The 17,111-nt window shown below is 66.2% G+C and carries 10 protein-coding genes; 7 read left to right on the forward strand and 3 right to left on the reverse strand.

Features of this window, described 5'->3' with window-relative positions; translation table 11 throughout:
* Positions 1-88 precede the first annotated feature (88 nt).
* Genes F9929_RS14280 through F9929_RS14290 form a run of 3 tightly spaced genes read right to left on the reverse strand, consistent with a single transcriptional unit; the run spans position 89 to position 6,734 of the window.
* The gene (locus F9929_RS14280; RefSeq protein ID WP_235919310.1) at positions 89-1,006 is read right to left on the reverse strand and encodes a transglutaminase family protein; all 918 of its coding nucleotides are present in this window, start codon (positions 1,004-1,006) and stop codon (positions 89-91) included.
* A complete protein-coding gene (locus tag F9929_RS14285; RefSeq protein ID WP_152047256.1) occupies positions 1,003-3,375 on the reverse strand; it encodes a circularly permuted type 2 ATP-grasp protein in 2,373 nt (790 codons plus the stop codon). The genes F9929_RS14280 and F9929_RS14285 overlap by 4 nt, the downstream gene beginning before the upstream one ends.
* Entirely contained in the window at positions 3,375-6,734 is a 3,360-nt protein-coding gene (locus tag F9929_RS14290) for a transglutaminase family protein (RefSeq protein ID WP_152047257.1), read from the reverse strand. The genes F9929_RS14285 and F9929_RS14290 overlap by 1 nt, the downstream gene beginning before the upstream one ends.
* A 234-nt stretch (positions 6,735-6,968) precedes the next feature.
* On the opposite strand from F9929_RS14290, the gene F9929_RS14295 reads away from it, so the two are divergent.
* The 7 genes from F9929_RS14295 (at position 6,969) to F9929_RS14325 (ending at position 17,009) form a co-directional block, all read left to right on the forward strand.
* Positions 6,969-8,084 carry a zinc-binding metallopeptidase family protein gene (locus tag F9929_RS14295; RefSeq protein ID WP_152047258.1) on the forward strand — a complete coding sequence of 372 codons (1,116 nt, stop codon included), beginning with the start codon at positions 6,969-6,971 and terminating at the stop codon, positions 8,082-8,084.
* A gap of 216 nt (positions 8,085-8,300) precedes the next feature.
* Positions 8,301-10,202 (forward strand): malto-oligosyltrehalose trehalohydrolase, encoded by a 1,902-nt coding sequence (gene treZ, locus F9929_RS14300; RefSeq protein ID WP_152047259.1) that lies wholly within the window; start codon positions 8,301-8,303, stop codon positions 10,200-10,202.
* Positions 10,195-12,033, forward strand: coding sequence for a 4-alpha-glucanotransferase (gene malQ, locus F9929_RS14305; RefSeq protein ID WP_152047260.1), 1,839 nt, complete (start codon positions 10,195-10,197; stop codon positions 12,031-12,033). The genes treZ and malQ overlap by 8 nt, the downstream gene beginning before the upstream one ends.
* Positions 12,030-14,726, forward strand: coding sequence for a malto-oligosyltrehalose synthase (gene treY, locus F9929_RS14310; RefSeq protein ID WP_152047261.1), 2,697 nt, complete (start codon positions 12,030-12,032; stop codon positions 14,724-14,726). The genes malQ and treY overlap by 4 nt, the downstream gene beginning before the upstream one ends.
* Positions 14,727-14,769: 43 nt before the next feature.
* Positions 14,770-15,555, forward strand: a complete 786-nt coding sequence (locus F9929_RS14315; RefSeq protein ID WP_152047262.1) for a ThuA domain-containing protein — start codon at positions 14,770-14,772, stop codon at positions 15,553-15,555.
* Positions 15,552-16,607 carry a Gfo/Idh/MocA family protein gene (locus F9929_RS14320; RefSeq protein WP_235919312.1) on the forward strand — a complete coding sequence of 352 codons (1,056 nt, stop codon included), beginning with the start codon at positions 15,552-15,554 and terminating at the stop codon, positions 16,605-16,607. Before F9929_RS14315 ends, F9929_RS14320 begins: the two co-directional genes overlap by 4 nt.
* A 6-nt stretch (positions 16,608-16,613) precedes the next feature.
* Positions 16,614-17,009, forward strand: coding sequence for a VOC family protein (locus F9929_RS14325; protein WP_152047264.1), 396 nt, complete (start codon positions 16,614-16,616; stop codon positions 17,007-17,009).
* Positions 17,010-17,111 lie beyond the last annotated feature (102 nt).

Here is a 17,111-nt window from a genome sequence, read left to right on the forward strand (position 1 = left end):
TCGCGGAAAATTCTCGCCATAGAGTTGCCGACGCCGGTGACTTCGAGACGTTGTCAACGAAACGCTAACGGGGCGGTGCCTTCCTCCTTTACGGCAGAGTGGCGCGATGCGCGGCTTCTTCCGCGACCGGAACCACATCCACCGCGTGGCGCGCCGCCTGGCCGCCCGAAGTCGTCACCACGCCGCCCATCGGCGCCACATCGGCATAGTCGCGCCCGAAGGCCGCGACGAGATGGTCGTTGCCGGCCGCGACGCCGTTGGTCGGATCGAACTGGACCCAGCCGAGAGCCTCGCCGAGCCAGACCGCGACCCATGCATGCATGGCGTCGGCACCCGCAAGTCGCGGTCGGCCCGGCGGCGGATCGGTGCGAAGGAAACCGGAAACATAGGCGGCCGGCAGGCCGAGGCCGCGCAGCGCGAGGATCATCAGATGGGCGAAGTCCTGGCAAACGCCGCGCCGGCTTCGCAGCACCTCGTCCACCGGCGTATCGATGCCGGTTTCGCCGGAGGCGTAGGTGAAGCCCTCAAAGATCGCCTTCGTCATGTTGAGGGCGAGCCCGGCAGCATCGTTCAGGCTCGCGAAATCGCGGGCGAAGGCCCTGCTGGCAGCGCTTGGAACGATAAGGCGCGAAGCACCCCGGAAATGGATCGGCGAGGAGCCGCCCGTATCGCGGTAGCCAAGGGCCGAGGCAGCAACCGCTTCCCGCGACGGCGACCCCGACAGGTCGGGAATCTGCCGCGACACGCGGATGCGCGCGGAAAGATCGGCTTCCAGCGTGTCATGCCGGTGGAGAATGGCGATGTGGTCGCAATGATTGCCGAAGAAGTCGGCGGCGCGATGCGTTTCGTCGGGCTTGGGAGAAACGGTGAGATCCTGGCGCAGGACGTCCTGGTCGCGCGACGCGCGCAGCCGCATCCGCAGCATATGGCGCGCTTCCTTCACGCCGACCGGATAATCGGCGGCGATCTGGAGGCGCACGTCGTAGAGCATGGCCTTCCCAGTCATTCGCCTTCCGCCCGCTCGTCGGTCTCGTCCTCGGCCCCGGCGAAATAGCGCTCCGTCAGAAGATCCGAGAGAGCGGTGAAATCGCCGACAATGCGGGTGAGGAAGGCGGCGTCGACTTCGCCGGGAACGCCTGTCGCGAGCCGCACCTGAAGGCGCTTGGCCCGCCGCGACATCTGGCCGGGCGTTTCGCCGGCGCGCATGCCGGGCAGGCCGGCGAGCGTGTCGCCAAGGCCGTTCACCTGAAACGCCACCGAGCGCGGGTTCAACGGGTCGAGCACGGCGAGGTCCAAGACGGTCTCGCGCGAGGGGGCGACGGAATGGCGCCGGCGATAGGTCACGCGGCTGTCGGTGAAATCGAGAAGGGCTTCCAGCGCGCCTTCCGGCAGATCGTCTCCGACCAGGGCGGAGCCGACGAAAGCGGTCGTCAGGCCGCGTTCCAGAAAGCGACCGCAGCGCAGGAAGCGCCAGCCCGTGAACTGGTACATATTCTCGCCGACGAGACCGGCGAAGCTCGAAAGCCGCGTGAGAAGAGCGCTCGTCAGGCGCACCCGGTCGCCGTCCTCGGGATCGCTCAGGAGTTCCACGACTTCGCCGAGGACCCGCCAGCCGTCCGGCGAGAAGCGGTCGCGGATGCGCGATGCGGTGTGGAAGGCCGAGGACGCCAGATGGGCGAGATCGCGCCGCGCCCCTTCGTTCGGATCGACGCCGCAGCGCCGCAGCGCCGCTTCGAGCCGCAATGCCAAGCTGTCGTCCCGCGCGCCCTCGGCTAGCCGCAGGGCGTGGAGCCGAAGAAGCCGCGCGGCGACCTCGACGCGCTCGACATAGCGCCCGAGCCAAAAGAGATTGTCGGCGGCGCGCGAGGGCAAGGTGCCGGGAACGCGGCGCAGGAAGCGCTGCGATGTCGGCGCGATCAGCGAAACCGGCGCGACCTCGCTCTCAGTGGCGATCCAGACATCGGCGGAAAAGCCGCCGCTTTGCAGCGAAACGGACCGCGCCCCGCCTTCGCTCGCGATCCGGGCGAAACCGCCCGGCATGACATGCCAATCCTCGCCGTCGCGGGCCAGAAAAACGCGAAGGACGAAGGCGCGGGGCTCCAACCGGTCGTTGATGAGAACCGGCGCGGTTGAAAGGGCAGGTATCTCCTGGCCGACGAAAGCCTCGCCATCCGCGTCCATCGCCGCGAAAAGGTCGTTGCCGCCCGGCGAGAGGGTGCCGAAGCGCGGCGGAAAGGCGGGAAGAACAGCGAGGCGCTCCCGGTTCGCCGACACGAAGGCACGGTCCTTTGCCCTGCCGCACCACCATGTCCGCGACGTTTCGAGGGCAAGCTCCTCGCCAATAAGGCGGGTCGCGAGCGCTTGTTGAAAGGCGAATAAGCCGGGGCTTTCCAGAAGCCCGGAGCCGAGCGCGTTGACCATGCGCAGATGGCCGGCGCGAACCGCCGAAACAAGCCCCGGCGTGCCGATGCGCGAGCCGCCGAAGAGTTCGATCGGGTCGGCGAAGTCGCCGTCGAGGCGCCGCCAAAGGACGCTCATCGGTGCCAGACCCTCGACGGTGCGCACGAACAGACGACTTCCCCGCACCGCCAGATCGCCGCCCTCCAGAAGCTGGAGGCCGAGATAGCGTGCGAGATAGGCGTGCTCGAAATAGGTCTCGTTCAACGGACCGGGCGTCAGAACGCCGATGCGCCCGCCGCCGCTTCGGTTCATGGCGAGAAGCTGCTCGCGGAACCGGACGAAGAAGCCGGCAAGGCGCTCCACCCGCATGGCGGCGTTGAGTTCGGGAAAGGCGCGTGCGGTCGCGACCCGGTTTTCCAGCGCAAAGCCCGCGCCGGAGGGGGCCTGTGCGCGGTCGCCGAGAACGCGCCACCGGCCATCGGCCCCGCGCGCCAGATCCACCGCGATGAAATGGATCAGCGGCTCGCCCGTTCGCCCTTGCTCGCTGAGGGGATGGAGGAACTCGGGATTGCGGCCGAGAAGCGCGCTCGGCAGGAGACCTTCGGCGATCACCGAGCGCTCGCCGTAGAGATCGGCGAGAAGGAGTTCGAGAAAACGTGCTCTTTGCCGCAGGCCCGCTTCCAGGGCCTCCCATTCGCGCCGTTCCAGAAGAAGAGGCGGAAAGGCGAGCGGCCATGTGCGCTCGCCTTCCTCCGGGCCGCCCGCGCCCCCCTGGACACGGTAGAAGACGCCCGCCTCGCGTAAATATTGCCGGGCCGTGTCGGCGCGCCGCGTCCGCTCTTCCCCTGTCATCGCCGACAAGGCTTCGATCAGCGGGCGATAATGGGGGCGCGGTTTCCTGTCCGGCCCCATCATCTCGTCATGCGCTTCGCCCGGCCGGTAATGCTGGAGAAGGTCGCTGGCCTTTGCCGCCATCAGCGCGCCGCGCCCGGCGGACGCCGCAGGTCGAGCACCGTCGGAAAGGCGGGATGGGGCACTTCGCGCACCGGCTCGAAGGCGCCGGGCGTATGGCCGATGGGCTCGAAGCGGGCGAGGCGGCGCGCTTCGGCCTCGTAGGCGTTCACCGGATAGGTGTCGTAGTTGCGCCCGCCGGGATGGGCGACATGGTAGCGGCAGCCGCCGAGCGAGCGGCGCGACCAGCGATCGAAGATGTCGAAGGTCAGCGGCGCATGAACGGGGATCGTCGGGTGAAGGCCGGACGCCGGCTGCCAAGCCTTGAAGCGGACCCCGGCGATGCCGTCGCCGTTGTTCGGCCCGGCGGCCAAGGGCACCTCGCGCCCGTTGCAGGTGACGACGTGGCGCGAAGGATCGAAGTTCGAGAGCTTCACCTGAAGCCGCTCGACGGAGGAATCGACGAAGCGCACAGTGCCGCCGATCGCGCCCGTTTCGCCCATCACGTGCCACGGCTCCAGCGCCTGACGCAGTTCCAGCGAGACGCCTTCGCGCTCGATCCGGCCGCAGAACGGGAAGCGGAACTCGGCCTGCGCCTCGAACCATTCGGCCCGCAAGGGGTAGCCGGCGCGACCGAGATCGGCGAGCACGTCCTCGAAATCGGCCCACACGAAAGCCGGCAGGGTGAAGCGGTCGGCGAGCTGCGTGCCCCAGCGCGCGAAGCCGCCCTCCTGCGGCTCCTTCCAGAATCTGGCGATCAGGGCGCGGATCAGAAGCTGCTGGGCCAGACTCATGCGCGCATCCGGCGGCATCTCGAAGCCGCGGAACTCCACGAGGCCGAGACGCCCGGTCGGACCGTCCGGGGAATAAAGCTTGTCGATGCAGATCTCGGACCGGTGCGTGTTGCCGGTAACGTCCACGAGGAGGTTGCGGAACAGGCGATCCACCAGCCAGGGCGGCACGGAACTGGAATCGGCGAAGGGCGGCACCTGCGCCATCGCGATTTCCAACTCGTAGAGCGCGTCGTGGCGGGCCTCGTCGACGCGCGGCGCCTGGCTCGTCGGGCCGATGAAGAGGCCGGAAAAGAGGTAGCTGAGCGAAGGATGGCGCTGCCAATGGAGCACCAGCGACTTCAGGAGGTCCGGCCGGCGCAGGAACGGCGAGTCCATCGGATGCGCGCCGCCGACCACCACGTGGTTGCCGCCGCCGGTGCCGACATGCTTGCCGTCGATCATGAACTTGTCGGCCCCGAGTCGCGACTGGCGCGCTTCCTCATAGACCGCCGTGGTGATCGCAACCGCCTCGTCCCAGCTCGCCGCCGGATGCACGTTCACCTCGATGACGCCGGGATCGGGCGCGACGCGGATGACGTTGAGGCGCGGATCGACCGGGGGCGGATAGCCCTCGATCAGGATCGGCAGGTCCTCGTCGCGCGCGATGTCTTCCACGGCCGACAGAAGATCGAGATAGGCCTCGGCGGATTCGAGTGGCGGCATGAAGACGCAGAGCCTGCCGTCGCGCGGCTCCACCGCGATGGCGGTGCGCACATGGCCGTCGATTTCCGTCTGGTCGGGCAGGGAAGACGAGGACGCTCCCGCCGGCGAGGGCACGGGCTGCATCGGCTCGCCATCCTGGCGCACGAGGCGCGCGGCGTCGGTGCCGGCCGGCGCGGCGACACGGCCGGTCGGGGGAAGGGCGGCAAGCTCCTGCGTTGGGTCCTGCGGATGGGTGAAGGGATGGGCGCTTTCAGGCAGATGGGGCAGCGAGGCGAGCGGCAGGCGGTAGCCGAGCGCCGAGTCGCCCGGCGTCAGGAACAAGCGCTTGCGGCGCGTGCGCCAGCGCTCCGAAATCCATTGGACCTTGGCTGAGCGCGCCTGCCATGCCTGGACGGGCAGAACGAAGCCGGTTGGCCGGTCGAGGCCGCGATCGAACACTGCGGCGATGCGGGCCCGTTCCTCGCGGTCCGCGATCTTGGAATCGGCGGGATCGACGTTCACGGGCAGTTGCGCTTCGCGGGCGATCCAATAAGCGGCGTCCTCGAAGGCGGGGATGACGTTGCCGGCATCGAGGCCGAGCGTGTCGGCAAGCCGCACCGTCAGCCGCTCGGCCTCGGCGTCCGTGGTTTCACGGGACGACTTCTCGCGCCCGACGAGATCGGTGCCGCGCCAGATCGGCTCGCCGTCGCGCCGCCAGTAGAGCGAAAAGGTCCAGCGCGGCAGGGTTTCGCCCGGATACCATTTGCCCTGGCCGTAATGAAGGAAGCCGCCCGGCGCGAAGCGCTGCGCCAAACGCCGGATGAGGTCGTCGGCCAGCGCCCGCTTGGCGGGGCCGGTCGCATCGGCGTTCCATTCGGCTGCCTCGAAATCGTCGATCGACACGAATGTCGGTTCGCCCCCCATGGTGAGGCGCACGTCGTTCGCCTGCAACTCGGCATCGACTTCGCGGCCCAAAGCGTCGAGCGCCTGCCAGCTTTCCTCCGAGAAGGGATAGGACACGCGCGGGCGCTCGGAAACGCGCGTCACGCTCATGTCGAAGTCGAACTGGACTTCGGCGAAGTCGACGCCGCCGGTGATCGGCGCGGCGGAGCGGTAATGGGGCGCGGCGGCGAGCGGAACGTGGCTTTCGCCGGTCATCAGGCCGGAGGTCGGGTCGAAGCCGATCCAACCGGCGCCCGGCAGATAGACCTCGGCCCAGGCGTGAAGATCGGTGAAGTCGTGATCCGTGCCGGCCGGGCCGTCCAGCGCCACGATGTCGGGCTTCAACTGGATCAGGTAGCCGGACACGAAGCGGGCGGCGAGCCCTAAGCGCCGCAGGAGGTTGACGAGAAGCCAGGACGTGTCGCGGCAGGAGCCGGAGGCGAGGGCGAGAGTCTCGTCCGGGGTCTGGACGCCGGGCTCCATGCGGATGAGATAGCGAATCTCGTGCGACAAGCGCTGGTTGAGACCGACGAGAAAATCCACCACGCGCTCCTTCTCGCGCGGCACGGTGGCGAGGAAGGCTTCCGCCTTTTCGCCCATGGGCTCGGGCACGAGATAGGATGCCAAATCGACCGCCAGCGCTTCCTCGTAGGCGAAGGGCCATTCTTCCGCATATTCCTCCACAAAGAAGTCGAACGGATTGTAGACCGTCATGTCGGCCAGAAGGTCGACTTCGATGCGGAACTCGGTGGCCGGGTCGGGAAACACGAAGCGGGCGAGCCAGTTGCCGAAGGCATCCTGCTGCCAGTTCACGAAATGCTTCTCGGGCCGAACCTTCAGCGAATAGGACGGCACCTTGGTGCGCGAATGGGGCGCGGGGCGCAGGCGGATCGTCTGGGGGCCGAGGCGCACCGGCCTGTCGTAGCGATAATGCGTGACGTGATGCAGTGCGGCGAGAATCGACATCGAGCAACCGGCTGAGTGAACTCAACCTGCGACCATAAGGTCTTGCGCCCGCGCCGCAAGCGTTTCCCGGTATCGAATCCCATTACGCACGTGCGAAAAGATGCTCACTGACGCCCCTTAGTCGGGAACCGGCCGGCGATCCCGCCATTAAGCCCCCGCATGCTACCCATGGATGCCGCTTGAGCGTGGCGCACGGGTGGCCTTTCGTTTTTCAGCTCGCCCGTAGGGTTCGCAATGAAGCTCTTTTCTTGCCCGTCCTGCCAACAGGTCGTTTTCTTTTCCAATGTGGTCTGCGAGCGCTGCAACCATGCGCTCGGCTACGAGCCCGCATCCAACCGCATCCTTGCCTTGGAGCCGGCCGAGGATGGCTTCTGGGTGTCGGTCGGGCAGGGCAGCGACGGCAAGGGTTGGAAATACGACGCCAACTATGCGCATGGCGTTTGCAACTGGGTGCTGCCTTCCGACAGCCCGGACACGTTGAGCCTTGCCTCACGTTTCAACATGACCATCCCCAACCTCGACAATCCCGACAACCTGCCGCTCTGGCAGAAGATGGAACTGGCCAAGCAGCGGCTGTTCTATACGCTTCTGCGGCTCGACCTGCCGCTCGTCACCCGCGCCGAGCACAAGGAAGGGCTCGGCTTCCAGTTCCTGTCGGACGAGGGCGGGCAGAACGTCATGACGGGCCATGACGAGGGCATCATCACCATCGCTCTGGCCGAAGCCGACGACGCCGAGCGCGAAAAGCGCCGCTCCGCCATGGGCGAGCCCTATCGCACGCTGCTCGGGCATTTCCGCCACGAGATCGGCCATTGGTACTGGGACCTTCTGGTGCGCGACGGCGGCGCGCTCGAGGAGTGCCGCGCGATCTTCGGCGACGACACGCTCGACTACGGGCAGGCACTCCAAACGCATTACGCCAATGGACCGAAGCCCAACTGGCAGGAGGAATACGTGTCCTCCTATGCCGCATCCCATGCCTGGGAAGACTTCGCCGAAACCTGGGCGCACTACCTCCACATCGTGGACACGCTGGAAGTCGGCGGTTCCTACGGCATCGCCGTTCATCCGAAGGCCGACCGGGAGGGCATCCTTTCCACCAATCTCGACTTCAAGGTCTTCGGCAAGGAGACCACGATCGAGGAGATCATGGAGGCGTGGCTGGCTTTGTCGGCGGCGCTCAACTCCTTCAACCGCGCCATGGGGCATCAGGACCTTTATCCCTTCGTCCTGTCGCCGGCCGTGGTCGCCAAGCTCGGCTTCATCCACGATCTCGTCCATGGCCGGATCGGCCGCGGGCGCGAGGCGGTGGAGGAAGCGGTTCGCGAGCAGGCGAAGCTCGCCGCCTGAGCGTCGGCGACGCGTTGTCTCGTCGCGTCGTAGCAAAAAGGCGGCGTGTCGCGCTGGAACCCGGCGCGCACGCCTTAGATTGCAGCCGGGGACGGTCTGGCATGAACGGGTGGCATCGCGCCACGACCCGGACATGCCATGCGCTCGTCCCGATACTTGGAGGCGCGCCGGCCGCCTTCTTGTTACCTTTGTCTTCAGTCGGGGGCGGCTAAAAACATGGATGGAAACGGCTTGCGGATTGGATCGGGCGCATCGCAATTCGCGCGGGAAACGGACTGGGGTCCGAATGTCGTTGAAGGCGGGGTTCGCTTTCGCATCTGGTCTCCCACGAAATCGCGGGTGGAACTCGCCTACGGCAGCTCGGAAGCGCCCGAGTTTCTGGACCTCCAGCGGCAGGACGGGGGGTGGTGGCAGGTCGTCACCGACAAGGTTTCGTTCGGCGAGCCCTACGCCTTCCGCATCGATGGGGACGCCATCGTGCCGGACCCCGCCGCGCGGGCCCAGGTTCAGGACGTCCATTCCTTTTCCCGCCTGATCGACCCGCTCGCCTTCGAATGGAAGACCGGCGACTGGAAGGGGCGTCCCCTGCAGGATTGCGTCTTCTACGAGTTGCATACCGGCACCTTCACGCCGGAGGGCACCTTCGACGCGGTGATCGCCAAGCTCGATTATCTCAAGGAAACCGGGATCACGGCGATCGAGCTTCTGCCGGTCGCCGAGTTCGGCGGCAAGCGCGGCTGGGGCTACGACGGCACGCTCCTTTACTGCCCGCACGGCGCCTATGGCGGGGTAGATGGGCTGAAGCGCCTCGTGGACGCTGCCCATCAGCGCGGCCTGATGGTGTTTCTCGACGTCGTCTACAACCATTTCGGGCCGGACGGGAACTATCTCAACGCCTATGCGCCGGAGTTCTTCCATCCGGAAATCCACACGCCCTGGGGCCCGGCCATCGCCTATGACGAGCGCCCCGTGCGCGAGTTCATGATCGACAACGCGCTTTACTGGATCGGCGAGTTCCAGATCGACGGGCTGCGCCTCGACGCCATCGACTCCATCAAGGACAAGAGCGAAGTCGACATCATCGCCGAACTCGCGGCGCGCGTGCGCCAGACCTTCCCCGACCGCCACGTCCATCTGACATCCGAAGACGCGCGCAACATCACCTGGCATATCGAGCGCAACGCGGACGGCACGCCGCGCCTCGTTTCGGCCGAGTGGAACGACGACTTCCACCATTGCTGCCACGTGCTGACGACCGGCGAAAATGAAGGCTACTACGCCGATTATTCCCCCGGCAGCGCCCGCCAGCTCGCGCGGTGTCTGGCGGAAGGCTTCGTGTATCAAGGCCAATATTCGGGCGAGCGTGAGGACCATGTCGGCCATCCGTCCGCCCATCTGCCGCCGACTGCCTTCGTCAACTTCATCCAGAACCACGACCAGATCGGCAACCGGGCTTTCGGCGACCGCCTGACCACGCTGACGACGCAGGGGCAGATGCGCTGCCTCCAGGCGATCCTTCTCCTGTCGCCGCAGCTTCCGTTGATCTTCATGGGCGAGGAATATGGGGAAACGCAGCCCTTCTGTTTCTTCACCGACTTCCATGGCGAACTCGGAGAGGCGGTCTCGAAGGGCCGCAAGGAAGAGTTCAAGCGCTTCGCCGCGTATGAGCGCGAGGGCAAGTCCGTGGTGCCGGACCCGAACGAGGCTTCGACCTTCGAGCATTCCAAGCTGCGTTGGGAGCGCCTGAGCGAGGACGGCTATGCCGAGCACTACGCCACCGTGAAGGAAATCCTGGCGATCCGGGCGCGCGAGGTCGTGCCGCATCTGGCCGGCATCCCGCTGAATGCCGGGTCCTTCCACGCTTCGGACGACTCGCGCGCCTTCGAGGTGTGCTGGTCGCTCGGCGGCGGCGCGGCCATGCACCTCTTCGGCAATCTCGATGACGAGCCCTGGGACCTGCCGGCGGGGCTGACGCCCGCCGAGCGCACGGAAGGGCGCACGATCTATGCCACCAGCCCGGAAGCCGAAGAAGGCCTTCGTCACGGCGTTCTGCCCGGCACCTCCGTCGTGGTGCGCATGACCGGACGCCTCAAGCTCGGAGCCTCTGCCGATGTCTGATCTCGACAGCCTCGCCGAAAGCCACGGCATCCAGATCGGCTATATTTCGGAAATGGGCGACCGGAAGGTCATTTCCGACAAGGCCAAGGTCTCGCTCCTCCAGGTGCTCGGCGTCGATCCCGAAAACGGCGAACGCGGGACCTTCGACGAGAAGGACGATCACCCGCACAAGTGCTGCGCCCTGCCGGAGGATCTGTTCTCCCGCAAGGTCTGGGGCACGACCTGCCAGCTTTATTCCCTGCGCTCGAAGCGCTCGCTCGGTCTCGGCGATTTCGAGGATCTCGCCCGCTTCGCCGAAGTGGCTGGCGAGGCGGGCGCGGCCTTTGTCGGCGTCAATCCGCTCCACGCGCTGTTCTTCTCGGACGGAGGGCGCTTCGGCCCTTATTCGCCCTCGACCCGGCGCTTCCTCAACCCCGTTTATATCGCCGTCGATCGCCTGAAAGGCGGATCGGAGGCGATCGAAAAGGCCAAGGGAGAGAGTGCGCTCGAAGCTCTGGGCGGCGAACTCGTGGACTATCCGACTGCCACGCGGTTGAAGCATCGTCTGCTTCACGGCCTCTTCGATGCCCGCAAGGAAGAGATTCGCGGCGAATCTTCCTTCGAGCGTTTCGTTGCCGGAAACGGCGACCCGCTCCACGACTTTGCGCTGTTCGAGGCGATCTCGGCCAAGATGGTGGCGGAGGGGCATCATGCCGGTTGGCATTCCTGGCCAAGGGATTGGCAGGACCGCCACTCGGCGACCGTGACGGCCTTCGAGGAAGAAGCGGCCGACGAGGTCCTGTTCCATCTCTGGTTGCAATATATCGCCGACGCGCAACTCGCCGAAGCGCAGAAGCGCGCCAAGGGCGCGGGCATGCGCATCGGTCTTTATCTGGACCTTGCCGTCGGCGTGTCGCCGGACGGTGCGGAAACCTGGGCCGACCCGGAACTGACGGTGGCGAGCGCCCGCGTCGGCTCCCCGCCCGATATGTTCAATTCCAACGGCCAGGACTGGGGCCTCGCGCCCTTGTCGCCCGCCGCTCTCGCCAAGCGCGACTACCAGCCGCTCGGCGCGTCCTTCGACGCCCTGACGCGCAATGCCGGCGCGGTTCGCATCGACCACGCGATGGGGCTGGCCCGTCTCTGGTGGATCGCCGAAGGCCATCCCTCGTCGGAAGGCGGCTATGTGCGCTATCCGCTCGGGCGCATGGTGGATACGATCGCCGCGGTTTCGAACGACAATGGCTGCATCGTCATCGGCGAGGATCTCGGCACCGTGCCGCCGGGCTTCCGCCACACGATGTCGGAAGCCGGCGTCCTGTCCTACCGCGTCCTTTACTTCGAGCGGCGCAGCGGCGAGTTCCTAGAGCCCGCCGCCTATCCCGATCTGTCGCTCGCCTGCGTATCGACGCACGACCTGCCGACGCTGAAGGGCTGGTGGGACGGCGCCGATATCGAGCTTCGGGAAGAGATGGGCACGCAAAGCGCCGAGCGCTCGGCGGAGGGCCGCGCGGAGCGGGCGCGAGACCGTCGCGCGCTCGTGATGGCGCTGAAGGAAGCCACGGTTCTACCCGAGCGCTACGAGCGCGTGGCCTCCGGCGAGGACCCGCTGCCGGACCGCTTCGACCAGGACCTTGCCGATGCCGTGCATCGCTTCGTCGCGCGCACGTCCAGCGTCCTCGTCGCGATCCAGATCGAGGACATGATCGGTTCGGAACGCCAGCCGAACCTTCCCGGCACCACCGACCAATATCCGAACTGGCGTATCCGACTGCCCGTTTCCCTGGAGGATCTCGCCTCCCATCCGGGCTTCCAATCGGCCGCCGCCGCCATGCGGAGTGAAAGACCTTGAGCAGACCGCTCGTCGCGACCTATCGCCTCCAGTTCCGCGAAGGAACGGACTTCGCCTCCGCCGCGGAACTCGCGCCCTACCTGAAGAAGCTCGGCATCAGCCACTTCTACGCCTCTCCCATCTTCGCCGCTTCGCCGGGCTCGACCCACGGCTACGACGTCGTGGATTACAACCGCTTCGAGGCCGATCTCGGCGGCGACGAGGGCTTCGGGGCCTTGTCGGACGCGATGAACGCCGCCGATCTCGGCGTGATTCTCGACTTCGTGCCGAACCATATGGGCGTGTCGCCCGAAAACGGCTGGTGGGAGGACGTTCTCGCCTGGGGCCGGGAAAGCCGCTACGCCTCGACCTTCGACATCGCCTGGGACGCCGAGAAGATCCTCGTGCCCGTTCTCGGCAAGCCCTATGGCGACGCGCTTGGCGACGGCGACCTGAAGGTGATCGTCGAGCCGGACCGCGCCCGTCTTCGCTTCGACGCCAGCGGCTACGGTCTGCCGATCGATCCGCGCAGCCTCGGCCATGTCTTCGGCTTCCTCGACCATCCCGAAAGGGACCGTCTCGTCCGACGCTTCGCCGTGTCCACCCCGATCGACGGGGATGAACTGACCGAGCGCCTGCGCGAGCATCTGGACGATGCCGGCTTCTCGGCGGCGCTGGCGAAAGCGGTGGAGGCGATCAATGCCGACCGGACCGCGCTCCATGCCATGCACGAGGCGCAGAACTGGCGCCTCGCCTGGTGGCGCACGGCGCGCGAGAAGCTGACCTATCGCCGCTTCTTCGAGATCGCCGACCTCATCGGCGTGCGCCAGGAAATCCGCCACGTCTTCCGCGACTCGCACCGCACCATCATGAAGCTCGCCCGCGAGCGCCGGCTGGACGGCATCCGCATCGACCATGTGGATGGCGTCGCCGATCCGAAGAACTACCTTCTCGACCTGAAACAGGCCTTCCAGTCCAACCGGCGCGAACTCGGCATCTGGGTGGAGAAGATCCTGACCGGCGAGGAGCGCCTGCGCACCTCCTGGGAGATTCAGGGAACCACGGGCTACGAGTTCATCACCGCCTTGTCGGGCCTTTACGTCGATGCTTCCAAGGAAGACGAGATGTCGGAGGCCTATGCCGACTTCCTCGGCGAGGTCGAGGATCTGCGCGGCATGATCAAGCGCCAGAAGCGCTCGATCTTCGCGAGGAACCTTGCGGGCGAACTCGCCTATCTCACCGGCGAGGCTTTGTCGGTGGCTTCGCGCGGCCTTTCCACCCGCGATCTCGGACCCGACACGATCCAGCGCTCGATCATCGAGGTCGCCGCCGCGCTTCCCGTTTACCGCACCTATGTCGGCGTCGACGGCGTGCCGGAAAAGGATGTCGCGATCATCGACGCGGCGGTGGCGCAAGCCAAGTCCGGCCGCGAGGTCGAGGCCGACGAGCCGATCGAGTTCATCGGCCGCCTCCTGAAGCTCGACTTCACCGAAGGCGAGGACGTGGCCGGCGCCTTGAACTTCACCCGGCGCTTCCAGCAGACCACGGGCGCGGTGATGGCCAAGGCCGTGGAGGACACGGTCTTCTACCGCTACAACCGCCTGATCGCCTTGAACGAGGTCGGCGGCGAGCCGGACCATTACGGCACGGACCTTTCCACCTTCCACGAGGCGATGAAGATCCGCGTCGAAGACCAGCCGGACGGATTGCTCGCGACCTCCACCCACGATACCAAGCGCGGTGAGGATGCGCGGGCGCGTCTCTACACCCTGAGCGAGGACCCGGAGCGCTGGGAAGGCATCGTCGCGGCCGCCGCCGAAACCCTGTCGCCCTTCCGCAAGGACGTCGCGCCGCTTCTCGTTTCCCCCGATCCCGCCACCGAATGGGGCTTCTATCAAAGCCTTCTCGGTGTGCTGCCGGCCGATTTCGACCCGAGCGACAAGGAGCTTGCGACAAGCATCGAGAAGCGCCTCATCGCCTTCATGGAAAAGGCGGTGCGCGAGGCCAAGCGCTTCACGAGCTGGACCGCGCCGGCGGAAGGCTACGAGGACGCCCTGCGCGGCTTCGTGTCCGCCGCGCTCGATCCGAAGGGCGACTTCCTCAAGAAGTTCTGGGACGAGGTTCAGCCCTTCGTCGCGGCGGGCGCGCTGAACTCGCTGTCCCAGGTCATCGTCAAGCTCGCCGCCCCCGGCGTGCCCGACATCTACCAGGGCACGGAGTTCTACGACCTGTCGCTGGTCGACCCCGACAATCGCCGTTCCATCGACTTCCCCGCCCGCGTCAAGGCGATGGACGAGGCAATGGCGATGCCGGATGCGCTGAAGAACTGGCGCGACGGGCGAATCAAGGCGAAGATCACGGCGGCCGGCCTGAAGGCCCGCCAAGCCGCGCCGGAACTCTTCACCCACGGCCGATATATCCCGCTGAAGGTCGAAGGGGCGCTCGCCGATCACATCATCGCCTTCGCCCGTCTCAACGAGGACGAGGCGGCGATCGCGGTTGCGCCGCGCATGACCTACCGCCTCCTCGAGGATTGCGGAAACATCATGCCGGGCGAGGGATGCTGGAAGGACACGGCCATCGTCTTGTCCGGCGACCTGATCGGCCGGGAATGGCGCGACGTTCTCGACAACGGCACGATCTCGCTCGACGATCGTCTTCTCGTCAGTGAATTGCCGGGCAATCTTCCCTTCGCCTTCCTTCTCTCCAGATGATCCGTCGATAGGAAGTCGGCCAAGCATCGAGGGAGGACCAACCATGCCCATTCGCGCCGTCGTTTGGAACGAGTTCATCCACGAACGCGAGAACGAAACCGTCCGGAAGATCTATCCGGATGGTATCCACGAGACGATCGCGACAGCGCTTCGGCAGGACCCCAACATCGAGGCCTCCACGGCCGCGCTCGACCAGCCCGAGCATGGGCTGCCGGCGGAGCGGCTGGCCGAAACGGACGTGCTCCTGTGGTGGGGGCACAAGGCGCATGGCGCGGTGGATGATGCCGTGGTGGAGCGCGTCGCCGAGCGCGTGTTCCAGGGCATGGGGCTGATCGTTCTCCATTCCGGCCATTTCTCGAAGATCTTCAAGCGCCTCATGGGCTCGCCCTGTTCGCTTCGCTGGCGGGAAGCCGGCGAGCGCGAGCATGTCTGGACGATCAACCGCTCGCATCCGATCGCGGCCGGGGTCGGAGACCGGATCACCATCGAGAATACCGAGATGTACGGCGAGCCCTTCCTTGTTCCCGAGCCCATGGAAACGGTGTTCGTGTCCTGGTACCAGGGCGGCGAAGTGTTCCGTTCGGGGCTCACCTATCAGCGCGGCGCGGGGCGCATCTTCTATTTCGCGCCCGGCCACGAGACCTACCCGATCTATCACGGGGAAGCGGTGCAGCAGGTTCTGCGCAACGCCGTGAACTGGGCCTTCAACCCGGCCAAGCCATGGGCGGATGTTTCGGCGGCGCCGAACGCGCCGATCGATCAGGCGCCGGAAAAGATCGAGCGCCGTGGCGGCTCGCTCCATGCGGCCGGCGAGGAGGGCTATCGTTGAGCGAACAGCGCATCCTCATTCTCGGCACGGGTTCCATCGCCCACAAGCATGCCGAGCATTTCTCCGGCATCCCCGGCTGCCGGTTGGTCGCGGCGGTCGACAGCAATCTCGAACGCGCCAAGATATTCGCCGAGATGCACGGCATTCCCAAAGCCTTCGGCGACTTGGACGAGGCGATCGCTTGGGGGCAGTTCGATGCGGCGGTGAACTCGACGCCCGACGGCGTTCATTACGCCACCACGATGAAGCTGATCGAGGCCCGCAAGGCCATCTTCTGCGAGAAGCCTCTGGCGGTGAACTTCGCCGACGCGATCGCGATGACGGAAGCCGCCGAAAAGGCCGGCCTGATCGCCATGGTCAACCTCACCTATCGCAACGCCCACGCCATCCAGATGGCGCGGCGCATGGTGGACGCGGGCGAAATCGGCGCGATCCGGCATGTGGAGGCCAGCTATCTGCAAAGCTGGCTCACCGGCCGCCATTGGGGAGACTGGCGCACCGACGAGCGCTGGCTCTGGCGCCTGTCCTCGGCGCACGGGTCCAAGGGCGTCGTCGGCGATATCGGCGTTCATATCCTCGACTTCGTGACCTTCGGCACCAATCTCGACATCACCGCGATGTCGGCCAAGCTCCGGACCTTCGACAAGGCGGAGAACAACGCGATCGGCGCTTATAATCTCGACGTCAACGACTCCTGCGCGATGACGATCGAACTCTCCAACGGCGCGCTCGGCGTCGTTCATATGTCGCGGTTCGCGACCGGCCGGGGCAACGATCTCGATCTCGTCATCCACGGCGAGAAGGGCGCGCTCAAGGTCTGGTCCGATCACGAGACTTCCCGGCTGGAAGCGTGTCTCGGGCCCGATATCGATACGCATACCTGGAAGGCCGTGGACTGTTCCCCGACCCCCAAGAACGCCGAGCGCTTCGTGATCGCGCTGTTGTCCGGCGAGAACGGCGAGCCGACCTTCCGCCGGGCGGCCGAGGTGCAGAAGCTTCTCGACCTTTGCTTCGTCGCCGATGCCGAAGGTCGCATGCTGAAGGTGGAGTAGAAGGGCATGGCCAAGCTCATTCATTCGATGATCCGGGTGCGCGAGGAACGGCGCTCGCTCGACTTCTATCGCACCGCCTTCGGGCTCGAAGTCGCCGAGCGGCTCGATTTCGACGGCTTCACCCTGATCTATCTGTCGAACTCGGAATCGGGCTTCGAGCTGGAACTGACGGTCAACAAGGACCGCGAGGCGCCCTACGATCTCGGCGATGGCTACGGCCATCTCGCGGTTTCGGTGGCCGATCTTGCCGCCGAGCACGAGCGTTTGAATAAGGCGGGCCTTGCGCCGAAGGACCTGAAGGAACTCGCCCATTCCAGCGGGAACAAGGCGCGGTTCTTCTTTATCGAGGACCCGGACGGCTACAAGATCGAGGTCGTTCAGCGCGGTTGGCGCTTCCAATAAGCCGAAGGATCGTTTCCCGCGCAAAGAATGCTGCCGGTGAGGCAGCACCGGGCCTCGTGCTGCATTGCAACACGGTGCGTCTTGGCGTTACTTGTCCCCATA

The sequence above is a fragment of the Aureimonas psammosilenae genome (assembly GCF_009176975.1).
Taxonomy (GTDB): domain Bacteria; phylum Pseudomonadota; class Alphaproteobacteria; order Rhizobiales; family Rhizobiaceae; genus Plantimonas; species Plantimonas psammosilenae.